Raw genomic sequence first — 19,587 nt, forward strand, 5'->3', positions numbered from 1 at the left:
ATAACTGCTAGATACCTTGTTACTTATGATAAAAAAATATCTCAGCTCGTCCTTACCTGCGCGTTCTAAACGTGAGCTAGCTGTGCAGCCGCATGCGCCAGAATTCCTGCTATCAGAGAGTCTGAGTGTCAAAAGCCATAGTAATAATCGACGTTTAGCTTGTAACCTTGCCGGTGTATTATTAGCTCAAGGGGTTATGATATTACCCACGCAAGCAGCAAGTATAGCGCGAGTGGGTCAGCAGGTGCTGATGATCGAGATGACGCCAGCATTATGTAACTTACAGCCTTCGCGTGCGCGTATGCGTCAATGTTTAGAGGGCTATTCGCTAACCGTATCAGGCTTGGATTTAGGGTATGGCGCGCGTTGCGGGCGTGGTAGTGAGCCACGACTGACACCCCTGCAACTTAAAGTCGTTAACCGTATTATGCCGGACACGACCGTCCGCTCCCAAGTATGGCAACGTTATGGGGCATGTAGTCCACTTAGTGCCAGCAGTTATTTCCGTCAGATTGTCAATCATGCCGGTCAATTAAAGCTGCCTAATGAGTTGAATACTGGTAATAGCTACACCGTTTCTAAGTCACGTTTTATTGGTCAAATGACCCGATTGAATAGTGGCATGACCCCAGCAAGTATTGACTTGATATGCCAAGCTGGCAGTCGTCGGCAGTCTATTTTGACCGACGTGCACGTTTGTTATGAGGGCGGTCAATTTAGTAACTGTAATAATGTGGTCAATAATTGTGGCAAAAACTTTATTATTTCAGGTGGTAAATGACTTACTTGAGACAGACTGTATCGGTATAAAATGTAACAATATCGGATAGAGCCAGCGCTGTATTGACTGGATTGAGTCTAGACGGTTTACCAAACGAAGTGCTACACTAACTATCGGTTCATGACTGCTATTCTTCATCTAGCAAGTCGATATCTACAATGATAATCATGAATTATCTAATAATCAATTAGGGAATATTCTATGAAACAGCCTGTACGTGTTGCCGTGACTGGTGCCGCTGGTAATATCAGCTATGCAATGTTATTTCGTATTGCATCTGGTGAGATGCTAGGTAAAGATCAGCCAGTTATTTTGAATTTACTTGAAATTACCCCAGCACTTGACGCCCTAAAGGGTGTGGTTATGGAATTACAAGACTGTGCATTTCCTTTGTTAACAGATATCGTCCAAACTGATGATGCTACAGTTGCCTTTAAAGACGTTGATTATGCCTTATTAGTAGGTTCACGACCGCGTGGCCCAGGTATGGAGCGTAAAGACTTGCTAGAGGCCAACGCGGCGATTTTCTCAGCGCAAGGTAAAGCATTGAATGACGTTGCAAGCCGTGATGTTAAAGTATTAGTTGTCGGTAACCCTGCTAATACCAACGCGGTTATTGCTCAGCGTAATGCACCAGATCTAGATCCACGTAACTTTACAGCAATGACTCGTTTAGATCACAACCGCGGTATCGCGCAGTTGGCAGAAAAAACAGAAAGTACTGTCAATGATGTGAAAAAAATGATCATCTGGGGCAACCATTCGTCCACTCAGTATCCTGATTTGACGGCTTGTACGGTTAATGGCAAGCCAGCTCTAGATTTAGTCGATCGTGATTGGTACGAAAACACGTATATTCCAGAAGTACAAAAACGTGGTGCGGCTATCATTAAAGCACGTGGCGCCTCTTCTGCAGCCTCTGCTGCGAATGCCGCTATTGCACATGTACGTACGTGGGTCATGGGTACTGAAGATAACGATTGGGTTTCTATGGGTGTTTACTCTAATGGCGAATACGGCATCTCTAAAGGTTTAATTTACTCATTCCCATGTACTTGTAAAGATGGCGATTGGGCAATTGTTGATGGCGTTGATGTGTCATCGGACTTCTCAAAAGAGAAGATGGCAGCGACTGAGCAAGAGCTTAATGAAGAGCGTGATGCGGTATCACATCTACTGCCATAACTAGATAAGTTGCTCAACGTCTAGTATAAAAAAGCTCTCTTTAATTGGAGAGCTTTTTTTATCTTAAATTTTATCTTTTTGCTGTTAACATAACTGGTAACGTTGCATAACAGCTTTTAAGAATTGACTTGCTACAATGAAGGTGTACTTAAAATGTCAGATATAAAACATCAAATAGATAGCTGACACGACAACCAAACTCTCAAGGAGAACAATAATGTTAGGCGAACCTGAATATAATATGAACGAATTATTTGCGCAGTTAGGCTTAGATAGTTCAGACGAAGCTATTGACGAATTTGTTGAGAAAAACCAACTGACCAAAGAAGAAAAATTAATAGAGTCTGATATCTGGAATGACAATCAGCGCATGTTCTTACAAGAAGAATGGGAAAAAGATGCTGCTTGGGTCGAAGTGATTGACGACTTAAACGTGCGTTTGCATCCACAGGCTTAGTTGTCGATTTAATATTTAAAAACAATAAAGCTACTAAACAAAAAACCCACAGCATTTGTGCTTGTGGGTTCTTTGTTTAGTAAATCAACGATCCATATCAGACCTAATATTTTATATCAGACTGTTGTAAGCGCCAATCAAGCAAGTCCTGTACATCTTTATGGATGCCAGTTTTTAACGCCTCTAAGCTGTCATAGTGACGCTCACCATGTAAGAAATGCAAAAAGCGCACTTGTAAAGTCTGACCATATAAATCAGCTTTGAAGCAAGGGAAGTGTACCTCTAAGCGCCAGTCATGACCTTTATCCACTGAGGGTCTGGTACCAATATTAGCCGTACCGAATAAGCTGTGCGGCCGCAGACCTGCAACGCCAATCGCGTCTTCGGTTGCAAGCTCTATGAGACCATTAGGTATAACTTGTCCTTGCTCATCCAAAAGCACAACATCGACAGCAAAAATTCCGTGCAGAGCAGGTTTTAGACGTGCTAAATCAATATTAGCCGTTGGAAAGTCCATCGTACGACCAATTTTATCACCACCAACTACTAGGCCAGTATTGGCATAATGGCGCCCGAGCAATTGATTTGCCGCATTAATATCCCCTGCTAATAGCAAGTTACGAATACGTGTTGAGCTAATACGCTCATCATTTGCGCTGTGGTCAGTGACGGTATGCAGATTGGTGACATGCAAGCCATAATCACGCAAAAATTGACTGTCACCGGTACGATCGTGACCAAAGCGAAAATCATCACCCAGTACTAATGCTTGGACGTTTAAGCGCTGCGCCAGCAGGTCAGCGAAGGCTTGGGCTGACAATGTACGAAAGTCGCTATCAAAGCTTGCTACGATTAAAGTCTCAACACCATACTCTGCAAGCAACGCTTTTTTTTCTGCAAAATTAGTCAGGCGCGCAGGAGCCGTCGCTGGCGCAAAAAATTCGCGCGGCTGGGGTTCAAATATCATGACTGCCGAACTTATTTTATGCACATTGGCTAGCTGCCGGACTTGTTCGAGCATCGCTTGATGACCTAAATGCACCCCGTCAAAGTTGCCAATCGTGAGCACGCAAGGGGTCAGCTCAATTGCACTTGGAGTGCCACTGGCATCGTTAGATGACGCGTTAGCTAATACGTTCGACGGCGCAATCAGGTGCTCGAGAAAATAGGTTTTCATAGATTTGTATACGACACGACCAAATGAGAAACGAAAAAACACGTCAATAGTGAAGGTTGAGGTGTATAAAGCCAGTCATTATAAAGTAAAATAGCACTGCTAACATCATTAAAGACTCGTTATTAGGACGCAACATTAACGACTAACCATTAATAATGAATCACTACCCATACAACTCTAATCATGAGAGCAGCTATGTCTAATGTCAATTGTGCTTCTGCTATTAATACAGTGCTTGATGAGGTTAAAGTTGAGTATACGAAGCTTACTGACCAGTTTATGGTTCAGTGTGCAGGTAGTAATGATTTGTCAGAAATTTTAAGCATTTATAATCAAAGTGTTGCTGGTAAGCAAGCGACTGCTAATTTAGAAGCAGTGACTATTGATGAGCGTGCCGCTTGGTTTGCTGAGCATCTAGATAGCTTAACGCGGCCCATTTATGTGGTCAAAGCGCTTAAAAATAAGGATTCTACTGCTGATAAAAACCATGCGACATCAGTAATCGTCGCATGGGGCAGTTTTAGCGATTTATATGCGCGTACGGCTTATCATATTAGTAGTGAAATTAGTATTTATCTGCATCATGACTATCGTGGCCAAGGGCTGGGTAGCTTATTATCACGCTGGATGCTAACGCAAGCCCCAAGCCTAGGTATTCGTAATGTTGTCGCGCTAATTTTTGCGCACAATAAGCCCAGTTTAGGTTTATTTACGAAGCTTGGTTTTGAGCAGTGGGGATATATGCCGCAAGTTTGTGACATGCAAGGTTTCACGGCAGATGTGATCATGTTGGGTAAAGCTGTTGCAGCTACCAGTTAAAAAAGAGCGAAGCTGGTTTTTAGCCTTATCTGTTTACCCTAAAATCTTCCATTTACCCGCTATCTTTTGGAGCTCATACGTTAAAGGTGCCGGCTGGTCTTGGCCTTTGAGCATTAGCTCGCCAGTAACTGTAGCGCGAGTTTTATCACTATTGTATTTAGTATTGGTAATAGTGACTGCCTCAACGGTTTGCTGGAAAGCAAATTGAGTATTTTTTAACTCTTCAGCGAAGTCTTCCATATCTACTTGGTAATAGGTCGCTGCTTTTTCGATGTCGCCATAATATAAAGTATCCAAAGCCAACTTGACGGTATCTTCTGCGCTGCCCGCTTGCGTCGGGTTGGTGAGCAAACTTGGCTGCTTAGTCGCTGCTGCGATAGGGCTGATAGTCTTACTTACGGTCTCGCCATCGGTCGCTACTTTAGTATCATCCTCGTTGTTCTTAGCAATGACCAAATCAGTAGCAGTGTCTGACTCTAAATTTTGAGTCTCATCAACCTTGCTGCTGTCTTCAGTCGTAACTTTGGTTGCAGGAGTGTCGTCATTAGTACTGTTATTGGCTTCGTTATTATCGCTATTACTGCAACCACTTAACAGTAAACCTGCGCTCAATACGCCAGTAGCGATTACCATCGGTAGTTTTTGCAAACTCAACTGTCTAGCTTTCATAGTAAACCTCAAAATTTTTATAGTCATCGATGTTCAATTATGGCTATTTTTAATGCCATTCATAGTCCGTCATTCATTCAGGCTTGTGTCTGTTTAGTAATGATTAACTAATTTAATATAATACGCTTAACCATGCTTAAGCTGATGTGGACGGAAGCCACTGGCTAATAATACCGCACCATATACGGCTGCGCCAACGCCACACATAATCAATAGTGCAATCAAGCGTTGCCACTGTGCCTCGTTGGTAGGAAAATAGGGCAGCATGACATAAAGGACAGCAACCATAGCACTGGTAGCAATACCAAACTGGGCAAACAGCTTTTTCCAGTGGCTACCAAAGCGGAAAATATCGCGTTTGTGTAAAAAATAATACAATAAGCCGGCATTGACAAAGGAGGCGCCGGTAGTGGCAAGCGCCAAACCACCATGCAAGGGAATATCAAAAAAGTAAAAGATACCAATAAAGATTACGCTAAACACCATATTGGCAAAGACGGAGATAATCCCGATTTTTACCGGGGTTCTGATATCTTGACGGGCAAAAAAAGCAGGGGCAAATACTTTAATCAGCATAAAACCTAAGATACCGCCTGCCATACTGCGTAGCGCCAGCGAGCTCATTTGCGCGTCCCTTAAAGTAAACTCACCGCGTAAGAATAATGCTTGCATCAGTACGTCAGAGAGCATAAATAATGCGGCAGCGGCGGGCAGTCCGACCACCACAATCAGTCTGGTTGCCCAATCAATCGTTTTTCTAAAGGTGATATCGTCTTGTTGGGCTTGGCTTTTTGATAGGCTTGGTAAAATAACCGTACCAATGGCCACACCAATTAATCCTAGTGGCAGCTCACTCATCCGCTCAGCAGCATATAACCAAGAGACCGAGCCGCCAATCATGAGTGAGGCAAATATAGTATTCAGCAACAAGTTAATCTGCGTAACCGACACCCCAAAGATAGCCGGCAACATCAGTTTTAAAATACGTCTAACGCCTTCATGCTGAAAGTCGATTCTGGGTAGAACCAGTAGTTTTTGTTTGGACAACTGCGGTAGTTGAATTAATAATTGTAATAATCCAGCGATAGCGACTGCATAGCCGAGCGCCATAATAGGCGTCTCGAACATCGGTGCAAAAACTAGTGCTGCGCCAATCATACATAGGTTTAATAATACTGGCGCAAAGGCAGGCGCGGCGAATCGTCCGTAACTTTGCAGGATGCCACTGGCAAAGGCGGTCATGGAAATAAACAATAAATAAGGAAAAGTGAGTCGTAATAATTCTGCGGTAATGGCAAATTTATCGGGCTGATTAGCAAAGCCCGGGGCAAATAAAGTCACCACCCACGGCGCCATGAGAATAACGACTACCGTTAGCATCGATAGAATGAGTAGTAATGCGCCTGAAGTACGACTGACTAAAATTTGTACTTCTTGCAAACTATATTTTTCTTTGTACTCTGATAAAACGGGTACAAACGCTTGACTAAATGCCCCCTCAGCAAACAATCTGCGCAAAAAGTTGGGGATTTTAAAGGCGACCAAAAAGGCATCCATCAATCCACCTGCGCCAAACACCCCTAACAATACGATGTCACGCACCAGCCCCAAAATACGGGACAACATGGTCATGCTACTGACCACCATCGTTGAACGAAATAACCGACTTTTTGCCATGAGAACCTATTTTGCTAATTTGTCTATTAATGTACTGGGTCAAAAAAACTGTCGGATTATAGCATTTTCACAGCACATATAAATGGATTGGATGTGGAAATGATGAGCGTACTGATTTTAAATAGTCTTATAAATTTCATTCAATAAAATAAAAAGTTCGGAGCGTTTGTCAATCATAGACTTTCTATAGTTAGCTGCGTCAATGCTATTGAAGGGTATATCTATATTCTTAACTCGGTTATAAAAATCTATAATCGATTCACCATAATCTCTCACTTTAAGTGATGCATTGCTATATCCAAAAAGAAGTAATAAGGATTCTGCTTTAGTGAGTTCCTTAAAACTATCAAAAAATTCGTTTTGAGCTATAGATAACTCGCTAGGCTTTTCCATAGAGGAGTCAATCGCTAATCTTCGTCTCCAGTCAGAAGAAAGTGACCAATATTTCAAAGCGGTTTGATTAAAGCTTTCAGCTTTCTCTGCGACTTCTTTTAGCATTCCAAACTCACGTTCTACTTTCACTTTTTGAAGCTCATTACGGTGTTGTGTTGAAGATAATAAAAAAGCAATAACGCCCGCTATCAACGCACCCAAACCTATCTTTACTGCTGAATCGACTACATCAATCCAAGTCATGGCTTTCCTAATTTATACAAATTGAATGATTAATCTTGTTTTCGAATTTTAGCAATATCTGCTCGCAATCTTGCCCATTCAAAATAATCTCCCGGATCAGTCTTGCGATTTGGTGCAATATCGCTATGACCGGTTAAATGCCGGCGAGTTTTAGGATAAGCCTGATAGATTGCAGTAATCACTTGCGCCAACGTTTCATACTGGCTAGCGGTAAAAGGGGTAAAATCTGAGCCTTCAAGCTCGATGCCAATGCTATAATCATTACATTCAGTGCGACCAAGGTAGCTGGACCTGCCAGCATGCCATGCTCGCTCGTTGAAATTTACAAACTGAGTAATCGCGCCATCCCGTTCAATAAACAGGTGGGCGGACACTTCTGCGCCCTCAATCGTTTGAAAATAGGGATGCGCCTGCCAATCTAACTGATTGGTAAATAAAGCTTTAACGTAATGCAGTCCATCCGCGCCGCACGCACCAAATTCATTGGGTGGTAGGCTGATATTATGAATGACGATAGCGTCAATATTTATCCATGCGGGACGCACATTGCTATTCGGCGAGCATAACCACGTGGCGGCCGATAAGCATCCATCGCTAATAATCATCGATGGAGCCGGACATGATAACGGTGATAATGAGTTTAACGCTGCAATAGACATAATATTCTCTGTCATAATAGTGAGTATAAGTTTGGACAGAATACTGGTGATGATGAAATTTTATAACAAAACATAGTATTAAACATGAGTTATAAATCTTTATGAGTGAGCAGACAGTCAGTATTTAAGTATAAGCCCCACGTTAATAGCGATGAGCCATATCCAGCGCTGCCATAACATTAATGCCGCCCAATAGGGTATGTGTCAAAAAATAAGAGAACTTACCTTATGTCTAAAAACCTCAAGCCGATAGCCGTAAATGGCACGTTCCATATCATAAGCCCACGCGCTCGTTTACCGCTTGCTATCGCAGGATTGCTATTAAGCGCGCAGGCTCAAGCATTTTTACCGACGCCATTATCACTTATGACCACTGGCGAGTTAGCGGATACGGCCACTCCAGCGTTGACTAATAATCTGACTGTTAAGCGTAGCATATCTAGTGTTAATACTGACAATACTGAGAGCAATCAGAACACCCGAGACACCCAAACTGTCGTAAACGCACAAAATATCAAAAATACTCGAAATGTCCAAAACGCTCAAGGCAATGCAAACACTGCAAACACTCAAAGCGCTCAAGCAACTAACGCTGAACAGTTATTAAGCACGTGGCGTGAACACGTTAAAACAGATAACTTGTCTCAGCATACGACATGGCGACGCTTATTGTATTTTATTGATGATGAAAAAAGCATTTTTAGCAAAGGTAAAACCAAAAGTCTGGTTGCTGACTCATCATTTTTTTTAAGTGCGACGGGTCAGCAAGACTCAGGTGCCGAGCTGGATGCGATGCTAGTGGCACTGTCTGAACAATTAACGCGCGCTGGTAATGGTAATAAAGCTATTAGTAATAAAGGCAGTGCTCAAGCAAATAATAATTCTGCATTATGCCGTTTTCCTGCCCGAGTACAGTGGCTCACGGACACGTTGAATATTGACGATGCGCGCTTACAACTGGCCTGTCCAGAGCTTGATGACTGGATGGCAACGCTAGCACCCGAGCAGCTGTCAGTGATGTTTGCTCAAGAGTATTTGGACAATCCAATATCTGCCTTTGGCCATACTTTATTACGGATTGATTCGCAAGCCAGTGCCGCAGATTTTAACCAGATTCATCATGCCTATGCGCTGAATGATACCGTCGATGGCGATACTGCCGATAGTTTTGTTGTTTTTGCGATTAAAGCCATGAGCGGTGGCTATAATAATAGTATTGAGATTGACCCTTATCCAAAAAAGCTAGCAGATTATCTAAAAGACGATGAGCGTGATACCTGGACCTATCAGTTAGATTTGACCCCAACCGAGGTTCGCCAAATTATGGCGCACGTCTGGGAGACTAAAGATCTAGAGATACCCTATTACTTTGCAACCGATAACTGTGCCTCTGAGATTTTACGTCTTATCGATGTGGTGCGTCCTGAAAAGCATCTGCTAAGTCAACTGCCTTATGTAGTAATTCCATCCGATGTGGTAAATTTACTTGATAAAGAAAAAATGCTGGTAAGTACACGCTATACGCCATCTGATAGCACCGTACGCCAAGCACAGCTGAACACAGCCCGTCAGGCTGCTAAATTAGGGTATCAAGGTTTAGATAAAGAGACTGAAAACAAGATTAAATCAGCCGCTAGCAATCCCGCATCGAGTATGTCAGAGGATAAGCAAGTATTACAAGCGCCGATGATTGCCGTTTCTAATAATAATCCACTCGACCGTCATCCGCTGCAGCGTGGACAAATGGGCATCGGTCATCGCGGCGACAACAGCTATATCGATGTTGGTCTACGTGCTGGTTTTCATGACATCCTTGATCGTCCGGCAGGCTTTAAGCAGTTTTTTAATTTAGAAGGTGTTGATGCGACGCTACGTTTTTATGATACTGATGATGACAAAGACAATAAGCAGCCATCAAGCGTAGTATTGCAGAACTTTACGCTAATTCGTGGGCGCTCCTTTAATCCAGTGAATACCGCACAAAAAGGTCAAACTTGGGGCGCAAATATTGAGGCCACCCGTATCAATGACGGCTCTCAGCAAGAAGGCACAGACCATCTAGTGGGCAGTACTACCCTTGAATACGGCAAGTCATGGGCATTTGGCACGCCGCGCACTGGGCCATCGGGCTTAGTGACCGGTGAGATGCCGCCGCAGCTATGCTATACCTTAGCAACAGGCACTGTACAAGCAGGGCGCGGGATTAATAAAGGTTATCGGGTTGGCGCTGGTGTGAATGCCGGTTGTCTGTACCAGATTAACAATCAGTTACGCGCGCAAGCTGAATTGCAACTGCCATATTGGTATCATGGCAGCAGCGATGAGCCTGATGTTCGTGGGCACTATTGGCAACCAATCACTACCTTGGGTCTGCAATACGATATCGATAAAAAACAGGCGTTACGACTCAATGCCAGTTATGACTGGCAAGATCGCGTTGATGCCAATGAGGATATAAAACTGGCTTATATGCGCTACTTTTAAGCAGAGTTCTTAAGCAGCAATTTATTAAGGTAATTATAAATAAGGGTGTTTTATGATGAACCAACAATTTTTTATTATCGGTCAAGGTGATATCGGCTTGCCAGTGACCAATATGCTGGCTCAAGATGATTTATCTGTTACTGGGCTGGCGCGTAGTGAGCGTGCCCATTATGACTTAGATGACAAAGCCAAGTTTATGCAAGCCGATGCGCTTAAACTCAGTGCTGATCAATTGCAGGATTTTACTCGCATTGCGATTATTGTGACGCCTGATGAGTATTCAACCAGCGGTTATAACGACAGCTATTTAGGTATTTGTCAGCATATCGCTGAGCTGGCAGCTAAGCTGACGAACCTCGAGCGGATAATCTTTATCTCATCGACGGGTATTTATGGCCAAGATAATGGTGAATGGATTGATACGGATACTGCGCCTGTGACACCTAAGCGTGATGCCTCCAAAGTAATATTACAAGCAGAGCAAGCGCTACAACAAGGCTTTGGTGATAAGGCTATCATCATTCGCCCCAGTGGTATTTATGGCCGTGAGCGTTTGATGCGCCTGCGCAAAGCACAAGAGTCACATAAAGCGCCTATTGCTGCCAAAGAGTGGACCAACCGTATTATGGACACTGACTTGGTAACGATTATTACCAAAGTGTTGACCACAGATATGCCCAAGCCTATTTATATTGCGACTGATTATTTGCCGGTAACCTCGTTAGAGCTGACCACTTGGCTCAGCAGACAAGTAGGGGAGACGCTGCCAGAAGTTGATACTAATAAAACCTCTGTTGCGGGCAAGCGCTTGCATAGTAATATCCCATTGGCTTGGCTCAATTATCCTGATTGGCAAGCAGGTTATCAGGATATTTTGCAGCATTAAGACTTATAATATCAAGAGGTATACCATCAAGCTTAGCACTAATATTATGTCAGTTAAGCATAAGTGTTATTAATAATAAGCTTCTTACCGTTTTGGAAACCGCATGACTCAGCCATCTACTTTTGATGATAGTTCACCTAATATGCAGTCAAAATTAGGGCAGGGTAAGAGTGCAGAAGACAGTGCTGAGCGGGCATCTAAGCTGGGTGATAGTGCTCAACCTGCAATTATCCACCCTAACTTCGACCCTATGCAGACGCCACTTGATCCCGCACGACCGCTGACTGATATTCCAGAACCAGCACGGCGTATGAATGGGCAGTTACGGCGTTTATATGGCAAATCCACTCGCTTCTATCAGTCTAAAGAGCAGTCGCTATCGAAGTGGCAGTTGATGGCCTCTGAACCTTTTTCAGAATATTTAGCACTCCTAACTGCGGCCAAGCTTATAGCATTGCCTGACAGCTTTTATCGCTATTCTCATAGCCCAAGCTCGCAGCCGTTATTGTCCTCGCTTGAGAGTATGAGGTTATTAGATTTGTTGGATATTCAACGGATTATGACTCAGTATCCACAACTAACCCGCTATGGGTTTAGTGCTACTGCTAGGGTAGCCAAAAGTTCAGATAGCACCTCAAATGGTGATGATAAAGAATCTATCACCCTACGCGCCATCACCAAAAGCTATAACCCAGATGAATTGCTAAACAGTCTGTACGCCGATGATTGGCAAGTGGTATTACAACCAGAGCAGTTCGAAACGGGCACAGGAAGTTTAGTAACCGATATTATGGCCTGTAGTGTGGCGGTGCATGTGCTCAAACAAAATGCGACTCGCAAAAGTATCAACCAAAGCTATAGCGCCGACCAAATCTGTCACTATGTCCGCAGCTATTTACTCAGCCAAGTTTGTCGCTTGCCTGCGCATCGTTATCAGTATCGACAGATTCACTTATTTACTGGACATATTATTGTCGCTGCTGCCTATCTAGGGTGGGATATGCAAGTGAGTGCCGATGGCTCTTGCTATTTTAATATCTCATCGCGCTGCGGTCTGCTGACACGTTATGCCAATATGCAAGATTATCTTATCAATGGTTGGTCAAGCTGAACAGTATTGCGTACAATGATGCAAAAAATTTACCCATAGGAATGCCTCATGAACACCCCATCATTTACCCCTCATGATTTTATTCAATTAGCCTTAGATAATAAAGTCCTTAAGTTTGGTGAGTTTGTGCTTAAATCTGGACGTATCAGTCCCTATTTTTTTAATGCGGGCTTGTTAGCAACAGGTGAGATGCTGTCGTTATTGGCACATGGTTATGCGGATGCATTAGCTGAGCAAATGCAGAATGATGCTAATAGTGACAACAATAAAGAGCTGGTCATTTTTGGCGCCGCTTATAAAGGTATTCCGTTTGTTGCTGCCACTGCACAGGCATTATGGCTACATCATGGTATCAATGCGGAGTGGGGCTATAACCGTAAAGAAGTAAAGACCCACGGCGAAGGCGGTAATTTGGTCGGTGCTGATGTCAGCGGCAAGGCGGTTTGGATACTCGACGATGTCATTACCGCAGGCACAGCCATGCGCGAAGTCATTGAAATTTTAGAAGCTGCAGGTGCTAGCGTCGCCGGTATTATTGTCGCCCTTGATCGTAAAGAAAAAGGACAAGCAGAACAATCAGCCATTCAAGAGCTGGTCGCTAACTTACAAGTACCAGTACACGCACTTGTCAATATGGATGACTTAATCGTTTATTTAGCTGATGATCATAGCGAACACAAAGACGCTACCCAACTTGCAAAAATGCAGCATTACCGCACTCAGTACGGCGTATAATTTGCCATATTCTTTAGCCCTACTATCAATAACAACAAGTAAGTGAGCCTATCATGAGCCAAGCTGCCCCCTCCAACGTATTAAATAGTCGTTCTTTGAACATACTGGTTATCATGGATCCTATTGAGCAGGTTAACTATAAAAAAGACACCAGTCTGGCGATGATGTGGTCGGCTCAAGATCGAGGGCATACGCTAGGGTATTGTCAGATTCATGATTTGTGGTTAGATCGCGGTCAGTTAATGATAGATTCGCAGCCAGTAACGGTAAAGCGTGACCCGCAAGACTTTTATACTTTAGGTGAAAAAGCCACTTGTCCGGTCAGCGATTATGATGTGATTTTGATGCGTAAAGATCCGCCGTTTGATATGCGTTTTATTTATGCTACTTATTTATTAGACCACGCCAAAGCGACAGGCGTGCTCGTCGTTAATGACCCAAGCGCGATTCGTGACTGTAATGAAAAGCTATTTGCTACATGGTTTAGTGACTATATGAGCCCAACGATTGTGACCAGTAAACAGGCACATATTCGTAAATTTATCACTGAGCAGCAAGACGTTATTGTCAAGCCGCTTGATGGCATGGGCGGTACGGGAATTTTTCGTCTCACGGCTGATAGCCCTAACATCGGTGTCACGCTTGAGATATTAACTGAGCTTGAAACCTTACCGATTATGGCGCAGCGTTATTTACCAGAGATTAAAGAAGGCGATAAGCGCGTATTGATTGTTGATGGGGTAGTGGTCGATTTTTCGTTAGCGCGTATTCCGACCAAAGGTGAAACCCGTGGTAATTTAGCGGCTGGCGGGAGCGGTGTTGCGATGCCGTTGACTGATATCGAACGTCAAGTGGCAGAAGTAGTGGCACCTATCGTGAAAGAAAAGGGCTTAATGTTTGTCGGACTCGACTTAATTGGCGGTCGTATTACTGAAATTAACGTGACTAGTCCGACTTGTGTACGCGAGATTGACGATCAGTGCGGTACTGATATCGCTACAGACTTTATACGCGCAATAGAATCACGTTTTTAAAAGTTAGTATTTAAAATAAGCTTAAAGATCAGATAAAATACGTAATAAAGTGTTGATTAACGCAAAGTTTTTTAATATATAAAACTGTTATTCAATCACCTATTTAGCCTATAAAACGCTATATATACAGAGATGATTTCATCTATACTATGCGGGCTTTACGATATGGCATTTTATTAGGCATTGCGTCTATTAATCCACGATTTATAAGTGCTTACTACTCATTAAAAAGATAAGAAAGGCTGAGGGCAATGAAGACACCGTACGTATTAATGATGGCTGCAGGTACTGGCGGGCACGTGTTTCCAGCGCTTGCTGTTAGTGAAGAGCTAACTCAGCGCGGCGCGGTGATTCATTGGCTTGGTACGGCAAATGGAATGGAAAATCGTTTGGTTGAGCCAACCGGTTATACCTTTCATACCATCGGCATGCAAGGCTTGCGCGGGAAAGGCGTAGGCCGTTTGCTTAAGATGCCCGTTACTTTGTTATCAGCAACTATGGCAGTCATCAAAATTATTCGTAGTAATAAAATCGATATAGTAGTGGGCTTTGGTGGTTATGTAACAGCGCCAGGTGGTATCGCTGCCCGTATGACAGGTACGCCGCTGATTATCCATGAACAAAATGCGATAGCGGGTATGAGCAATCGCTATTTGGCCAAAATTGCCACCAAAGTTCTGCAAGCCTTTGAAAATACTTTTGCCAATAGCCAGCTAAATACTGAGTCTAATAACAAGCTTGAAACGGTTGGCAATCCAGTACGTAATGCCATCAGAGGCGTTGCCGCACCTTCTGACCGTTATGATATTAATGATGACTCTCCACTACGCTTATTAGTCGTAGGCGGCTCATTAGGTGCGCAAGTGCTTAATAATACCGTTCCCAAAGCGTTAGCACTTATAGACAGTCCGTTTGAAGTGCGTCATCAATGCGGCCGTGATAATGAAACGGCAACTCAAGCTGCCTATGATGTTGAGGATTTGAGCGCACACCAAGTCACTGTGCAACCTTTTATTACGGATATGGCAGCTGCTTATAAGTGGGCAGATATTATTGTTTGCCGGGCGGGCGCGCTGACGGTTACTGAAATTCAAAACGTTGGGGTTGCCGCGATTCTTGTGCCCCTGCCTAGTGCCGTTGACGATCACCAAACTGCTAATGCGCGTACCTTAACGGGATATGATGCCGCGATTTTACTACCGCAACCTGAACTAACCCCTAAACGATTAAGTGATGAGCTGGCTGTACTTGATCGACGTGCCTGTTTAGAGATGGCCAAAAAGGGTCATGCGCTTGCCAATCGTAGCGCTAGTCAGCAAGTGGCTGATATTATTTGGCAAGCACTTTAGTACTTTTTTTATTTTAATATTGGTTCTAACAGTATTACGATCACTGAGTGATACATCGTTTAATGTTACTGGCCTATTTTAATAACCATCATCACCGTATTTTATGATTCCTTACTAAAGAGAAACCCTTATGTCCACAGCCGCTCCTGTCAGTGTCACATCTGCTGCGCTTAATAATAAATCTTTACCTACACGTCTGATTGAAATACCAGAGATGCGCCGTATCCAGCATTTGCATTTCGTGGGCATTGGGGGTTCGGGTATGTGCGGCATCGCGGAAGTGATGAGTAACCAAGGGTATCAAGTGAGTGGCTCAGATATCTCTGAAAGTCCGGTAACTAAGCGCTTACAAGATATTGGCATCGAGATATTTATCGGTCATGATTCGAAGAATATCGAACATGCCGATGTGGTGGTGGTGTCAACTGCTATTGATCGTAGTAACCCTGAGATTACAGCGGCGCTCAAAGCGCGTCTGCCAGTCGTGCGCCGTGCTGATATGCTCGGTGAGTTGATGCGCTATCGTCATGGTATTGCCGTTGCTGGCGCGCACGGTAAAACGACGACGACCAGCTTGCTGACCACTATGCTTGCGGAAGGGCAACTTGATCCGACGTATGTGATTGGAGGCAAACTGAATGCCTCAGGCAAAAATGCCGCACTGGGTAGCAGTCGTTTTTTAGTGGCTGAAGCTGATGAGTCCGATGCCTCATTTTTAACCTTGCATCCGATGGCCGCGATTGTGACCAATATCGACCAAGATCATATGGAAACTTATGATAATAGCTTTGAGAAACTAAAAGCCGCTTATATTCAATTTTTACAAAATATGCCGTTTTATGGCTTGGCAGTAGTCTGCGGTGATGATCCCGAACTTTATGCGATGATTGATGATATCGGGCGTCCGGTATTGACCTTTGGGCTTGAACCTTTTAACGATGTACAAGCCATTGACGTGGTGGTTGAAGGTACTAAAACCCATTTTACGGTTCTACGCCGTGACCGCGAACCATTACATTTGACCTTAAATATTCCTGGTATCCACAACGTATACAATGCACTAGCTGCAGTTACCATGGCAACCGATGAGGGCGTCGACGATGAAGCGATTAAGCGTGCGCTACATAAGTTTGAAGGCGTTGGTCGCCGTTTTGAGCAGCATGAACCTGTTGTTATCGGTGAAGGCGATGTGTTGTTAATTGATGATTATGGCCATCATCCAAGAGAAGTTGATGCCACAATTAAAGCCGCACGCCAGAGCTTCCCTGATCGCCGTTTGGTCATGCTGTTCCAGCCACACCGTTATAGCCGTACTCGTGACTGCTTTGATGATTTTGTTGAAGTATTATCGTCAGTTGATGAGCTGTTATTATTGGATGTCTACTCAGCAGGAGAAAGTCCGATAGCTGGAGCAGATACCAAGGCTTTGGCACGCAGTATACGTTTGCGCGGTGCAGTTGAACCGACGATTATTGATAAAAATAATATAGCTCCAGTCATGCAACGCTTACTACAAGCGAACGATATGCTTTTAACCCAAGGTGCTGGAAATATTGGTCAAATTGCTATTGACTTGGCCGCTAACAATCTATATCTCAGATAACTCTTAATAAATAGGTTTCAAGAAAATTTTAGGAATTTTACTTATGTCGAGTAATAAGAATCAAGAAAATATAAATAACTCTGAATATGTTGCTGCTACTCCAGACGAGAAAACTATTGTTAATCCGGAGCTGGCTTTAGCAGCTGCTGCGCAAACTGATTATGATAATAATCAAAAAGTTAACGAGAAGATTGTAAGCGTACTTCCTGTCAAGGTGCATGATGCCAGTGTATTTGGTAAAGTTGCTGTGGTTTATGGTGGTAATAGCAATGAGCGTATTATTTCGTTAGATAGCGGGGCAGCAGTATTGCAAGCGCTTCAAAATCAAGGTGTTGATGCCACCCATTTTGACCCTAAGCATCAAGACGTGACTGAGCTGCGTGATTTCGATCGGGTATTTAATGTTCTACATGGCCGTGGCGGTGAAGATGGCGTGCTTCAAGGCATGCTGCAGTGGTTAGATATCCCGCAGACTGGCTCAGGGGTATTGGCATCAGCACTGGGTATGGACAAAGTGCGTACCAAGCAACTGTGGCAAGGTTGTGGCTTATCAACAGCACCGTTCTCACTGCTTACTGCGGCTACTGACTGGCAGCAAGTGGTCAATACACTCGGACTCCCGTTAATTATTAAACCGGTGCATGAAGGGTCTAGTATTGGCATGACCAAAGTAAATCATTTAGATGAGCTACCAGCAGCTTACGCTACCGCCGTACAATGTGGTGACGTCGTAATGGCAGAGCGCTGGATTACCGGCCGTGAATTTACCATTGTCATTATTGATGAGGAAGCTTACCCAGTCATCCGTTTAGAGCCTGCTGATATCACTAATTTTTACGATTTTGAAGCCAAGTATAATCGCACTGACACCGGCTACTACATTCCCTGTGGTCTGAGTGATAGCGAAGAGAAGCATCTGCAGGCATTAAGCCTTGCAGCATTCCGTGCCGTTGGTGCTAAAGGCTGGGGGCGTGTTGATGCGATGCAAGATAATGATGGTAACTTCTGGCTACTTGAAATCAATACTGTACCTGGAATGACCAGTCACAGCCTAGTACCCATGGCAGCAAAAGCGCGCGGTATGGACTTTGATGCGTTATGTTGGCATATTTTAGCGCAAACTTTATAGTGAAAAGCTCATCCCAGTAAGTCGAGTATTTCAAATCGAGATAGCAGTAGTAACACCATTGATGTGTCCCTAGTTATGCTAAACCATAGCTTAGTGTAACTTCGTGTAAATTTAACAGTTACAGCTTGGGTTAAGCTATTGTTTATGATGAAAATACGTTAATATTGTAAGTGTAAATATAAACCCATAATATTAAGTTATTTTGCGTGTTGAATTCCTTGCATCATATAAATAATTATTATTAGATAGTAATAGTCAATTATGACTAACGGGTCAAAGTTAAACGCGAGTTGAGAGTAGCGAAAATATATTGGCACTATAATATTTATTACTTTTCTCCTTCTATTGAATAAGACTGATTAAACATATCAAATATAAGTTACATTAAAAATAAGGGCGAATGTGATTATGGCTCAAGCTGTCAACGATATAACTGACTTAATGAGTGATAAGATTAATCGCCCAAAACATAGCAAACCAATGCTACCTTCGGCCAAATATCTCTTCATGGCACTGGTGGTAGGGTTGTTATTATTGATATTAATTATGGGTGGTAAGGCCTTACGTGATGCGCCACCAGCTGCTATTGAAGTCAGTCATCAAGGGCTAACGATAACGCAATATCAAGCGTTGCAGCAGACCATGAACCAACAGTCGGTAAGTGGTTTTTTTACCACTGACTTACAAACCCTGCGAGACATTGGTATTAATTTGTCTTGGGTAGATCAAATCAGTGTTACCCGAGATTGGCAGCGTGGTATTGTTATTACGGTATTACCAAAAAAGGCAGTCGCTAACTTCGGTACAGAGCGTCTTGTTGATGCCAAAGGTGAAGTGTTTGTTCCGGCTGACAATGAAGAGCTGACGCAAGCGCAGTATGCCACTTTACAAGGTGAGCTCACTCAAGCTCCGGTTATTATGCAGCAAATGCAACAAATTAATGAGTGGTATGCGCCACTCGATATGCAGGTTGAAGATATTATTCTGTCCCCACGTATGACTTGGTTGGTACGTTTTGATAATGGTGTACGTGTTATTGTCGATAATGAGAATACCGCGCAAAAGTTGCTCAGTTTGAGTAAGATCTTAGACAATCAATTACGCATGCGCCGTAATGATATACAATCGGTAGACCTGCGCTATAAGAACGGCTTTAGCATTACATGGCATACAAAAGAAACATAAGCTGAAAAAGA

General features: G+C 43.4%; 18 protein-coding genes. 13 read left to right on the forward strand and 5 right to left on the reverse strand.

The features are described 5' to 3' along the window. Positions 1-25: 25 nt before the first annotated feature. The 3 genes from ES754_RS09885 to ES754_RS09895 all read left to right on the forward strand — a co-directional run bounded on the left by ES754_RS09885 (position 26) and on the right by ES754_RS09895 (position 2,423). Entirely contained in the window at positions 26-781 is a 756-nt protein-coding gene (locus ES754_RS09885) for a T2 family ribonuclease (protein WP_227677817.1), read from the forward strand. A 201-nt stretch (positions 782-982) separates the two neighbouring features. Then, the gene (locus ES754_RS09890) at positions 983-1,966 is read left to right on the forward strand and encodes a malate dehydrogenase (protein WP_147224028.1); all 984 of its coding nucleotides are present in this window, start codon (positions 983-985) and stop codon (positions 1,964-1,966) included. Positions 1,967-2,183: 217 nt separating this feature from the next. After that, positions 2,184-2,423 (forward strand): DUF2789 domain-containing protein, encoded by a 240-nt coding sequence (locus ES754_RS09895; RefSeq protein WP_147224029.1) that lies wholly within the window; start codon positions 2,184-2,186, stop codon positions 2,421-2,423. 103 nt (positions 2,424-2,526) lie between these two features. Here the strand turns inward: ES754_RS09895 and ribF are convergent, their stop codons facing one another. Further along, complete coding sequence (gene ribF / locus ES754_RS09900; protein WP_147224030.1) at positions 2,527-3,600, reverse strand: riboflavin biosynthesis protein RibF; 1,074 nt, start codon at positions 3,598-3,600, stop codon at positions 2,527-2,529. 195 nt (positions 3,601-3,795) lie between these two features. Here ribF and ES754_RS09905 point away from each other — a divergent pair, with 195 nt between their 5' ends. Beyond that, positions 3,796-4,419, forward strand: a complete 624-nt coding sequence (locus ES754_RS09905; RefSeq protein WP_147224031.1) for a GNAT family N-acetyltransferase — start codon at positions 3,796-3,798, stop codon at positions 4,417-4,419. Between the two features lie 33 nt (positions 4,420-4,452). On the opposite strand, the gene ES754_RS09910 is transcribed toward ES754_RS09905, so the two are convergent. The 4 genes from ES754_RS09910 to ampD all read right to left on the reverse strand — a co-directional run bounded on the left by ES754_RS09910 (position 4,453) and on the right by ampD (position 8,060). Next, entirely contained in the window at positions 4,453-5,088 is a 636-nt protein-coding gene (locus tag ES754_RS09910) for a hypothetical protein (protein ID WP_147224032.1), read from the reverse strand. 126 nt (positions 5,089-5,214) lie between these two features. After that, a complete protein-coding gene (gene murJ / locus ES754_RS09915; protein WP_147224033.1) occupies positions 5,215-6,765 on the reverse strand; it encodes a murein biosynthesis integral membrane protein MurJ in 1,551 nt (516 codons plus the stop codon). A 117-nt stretch (positions 6,766-6,882) separates the two neighbouring features. Further along, positions 6,883-7,401: a hypothetical protein gene (locus ES754_RS09920; protein WP_147224034.1), complete on the reverse strand. Its 519-nt coding sequence runs from the start codon at positions 7,399-7,401 to the stop codon at positions 6,883-6,885. Between the two features lie 29 nt (positions 7,402-7,430). Further along, the gene (gene ampD / locus ES754_RS09925; protein WP_420825331.1) at positions 7,431-8,060 is read right to left on the reverse strand and encodes a 1,6-anhydro-N-acetylmuramyl-L-alanine amidase AmpD; all 630 of its coding nucleotides are present in this window, start codon (positions 8,058-8,060) and stop codon (positions 7,431-7,433) included. Positions 8,061-8,288: 228 nt separating this feature from the next. Between ampD and ES754_RS09930 the strand changes: the two genes are divergently transcribed. From ES754_RS09930 to ES754_RS09970, 9 genes are all read left to right on the forward strand, one after another. Further along, a complete protein-coding gene (locus ES754_RS09930) occupies positions 8,289-10,544 on the forward strand; it encodes an Lnb N-terminal periplasmic domain-containing protein (RefSeq protein WP_227677815.1) in 2,256 nt (751 codons plus the stop codon). A 52-nt stretch (positions 10,545-10,596) separates the two neighbouring features. After that, a complete protein-coding gene (locus tag ES754_RS09935) occupies positions 10,597-11,430 on the forward strand; it encodes an SDR family oxidoreductase (protein WP_147224035.1) in 834 nt (277 codons plus the stop codon). A 103-nt stretch (positions 11,431-11,533) separates the two neighbouring features. Next, positions 11,534-12,541, forward strand: a complete 1,008-nt coding sequence (locus ES754_RS09940) for a hypothetical protein (RefSeq protein WP_147224036.1) — start codon at positions 11,534-11,536, stop codon at positions 12,539-12,541. A 48-nt stretch (positions 12,542-12,589) separates the two neighbouring features. After that, complete coding sequence (gene pyrE / locus ES754_RS09945) at positions 12,590-13,276, forward strand: orotate phosphoribosyltransferase (protein ID WP_147224037.1); 687 nt, start codon at positions 12,590-12,592, stop codon at positions 13,274-13,276. A gap of 53 nt (positions 13,277-13,329) precedes the next feature. After that, complete coding sequence (gene gshB, locus ES754_RS09950; protein WP_147224038.1) at positions 13,330-14,310, forward strand: glutathione synthase; 981 nt, start codon at positions 13,330-13,332, stop codon at positions 14,308-14,310. A gap of 251 nt (positions 14,311-14,561) precedes the next feature. Continuing rightward, on the forward strand, positions 14,562-15,659 hold the full coding sequence (gene murG, locus ES754_RS09955) for an undecaprenyldiphospho-muramoylpentapeptide beta-N-acetylglucosaminyltransferase (RefSeq protein WP_147224039.1): 1,098 nt from the start codon (positions 14,562-14,564) through the stop codon (positions 15,657-15,659). A gap of 130 nt (positions 15,660-15,789) precedes the next feature. After that, positions 15,790-17,262, forward strand: a complete 1,473-nt coding sequence (gene murC, locus ES754_RS09960) for a UDP-N-acetylmuramate--L-alanine ligase (RefSeq protein WP_147224040.1) — start codon at positions 15,790-15,792, stop codon at positions 17,260-17,262. Between the two features lie 214 nt (positions 17,263-17,476). Continuing rightward, positions 17,477-18,391 carry a D-alanine--D-alanine ligase gene (locus ES754_RS09965; RefSeq protein ID WP_147224198.1) on the forward strand — a complete coding sequence of 305 codons (915 nt, stop codon included), beginning with the start codon at positions 17,477-17,479 and terminating at the stop codon, positions 18,389-18,391. A gap of 408 nt (positions 18,392-18,799) precedes the next feature. After that, positions 18,800-19,576: a cell division protein FtsQ/DivIB gene (locus ES754_RS09970; RefSeq protein WP_147224041.1), complete on the forward strand. Its 777-nt coding sequence runs from the start codon at positions 18,800-18,802 to the stop codon at positions 19,574-19,576. The last annotated feature ends 11 nt before the right edge of the window (positions 19,577-19,587 follow it).

The organism is Psychrobacter frigidicola, from assembly GCF_007997305.1.
Taxonomy (GTDB): domain Bacteria; phylum Pseudomonadota; class Gammaproteobacteria; order Pseudomonadales; family Moraxellaceae; genus Psychrobacter; species Psychrobacter frigidicola.

Bases quoted from the DNA above. Each gene is read 5' to 3' on its own strand.
- ES754_RS09885 (WP_227677817.1), top strand. From the start codon at position 26: ATGATAAAAAAATATCTCAGCTCGTCCTTACCTGCGCGTTCTAAACGT.
- ES754_RS09890 (WP_147224028.1), top strand. From the start codon at position 983: ATGAAACAGCCTGTACGTGTTGCCGTGACTGGTGCCGCTGGTAATATC.
- ES754_RS09895 (WP_147224029.1), top strand. From the start codon at position 2,184: ATGTTAGGCGAACCTGAATATAATATGAACGAATTATTTGCGCAGTTA.
- ribF (WP_147224030.1), bottom strand. From the start codon at position 3,600: ATGAAAACCTATTTTCTCGAGCACCTGATTGCGCCGTCGAACGTATTA.
- ES754_RS09905 (WP_147224031.1), top strand. From the start codon at position 3,796: ATGTCTAATGTCAATTGTGCTTCTGCTATTAATACAGTGCTTGATGAG.
- ES754_RS09910 (WP_147224032.1), bottom strand. From the start codon at position 5,088: ATGAAAGCTAGACAGTTGAGTTTGCAAAAACTACCGATGGTAATCGCT.
- murJ (WP_147224033.1), bottom strand. From the start codon at position 6,765: ATGGCAAAAAGTCGGTTATTTCGTTCAACGATGGTGGTCAGTAGCATG.
- ES754_RS09920 (WP_147224034.1), bottom strand. From the start codon at position 7,401: ATGACTTGGATTGATGTAGTCGATTCAGCAGTAAAGATAGGTTTGGGT.
- ampD (WP_420825331.1), bottom strand. From the start codon at position 8,060: ATGTCTATTGCAGCGTTAAACTCATTATCACCGTTATCATGTCCGGCT.
- ES754_RS09930 (WP_227677815.1), top strand. From the start codon at position 8,289: ATGTCTAAAAACCTCAAGCCGATAGCCGTAAATGGCACGTTCCATATC.
- ES754_RS09935 (WP_147224035.1), top strand. From the start codon at position 10,597: ATGATGAACCAACAATTTTTTATTATCGGTCAAGGTGATATCGGCTTG.
- ES754_RS09940 (WP_147224036.1), top strand. From the start codon at position 11,534: ATGACTCAGCCATCTACTTTTGATGATAGTTCACCTAATATGCAGTCA.
- pyrE (WP_147224037.1), top strand. From the start codon at position 12,590: ATGAACACCCCATCATTTACCCCTCATGATTTTATTCAATTAGCCTTA.
- gshB (WP_147224038.1), top strand. From the start codon at position 13,330: ATGAGCCAAGCTGCCCCCTCCAACGTATTAAATAGTCGTTCTTTGAAC.
- murG (WP_147224039.1), top strand. From the start codon at position 14,562: ATGAAGACACCGTACGTATTAATGATGGCTGCAGGTACTGGCGGGCAC.
- murC (WP_147224040.1), top strand. From the start codon at position 15,790: ATGTCCACAGCCGCTCCTGTCAGTGTCACATCTGCTGCGCTTAATAAT.
- ES754_RS09970 (WP_147224041.1), top strand. From the start codon at position 18,800: ATGGCTCAAGCTGTCAACGATATAACTGACTTAATGAGTGATAAGATT.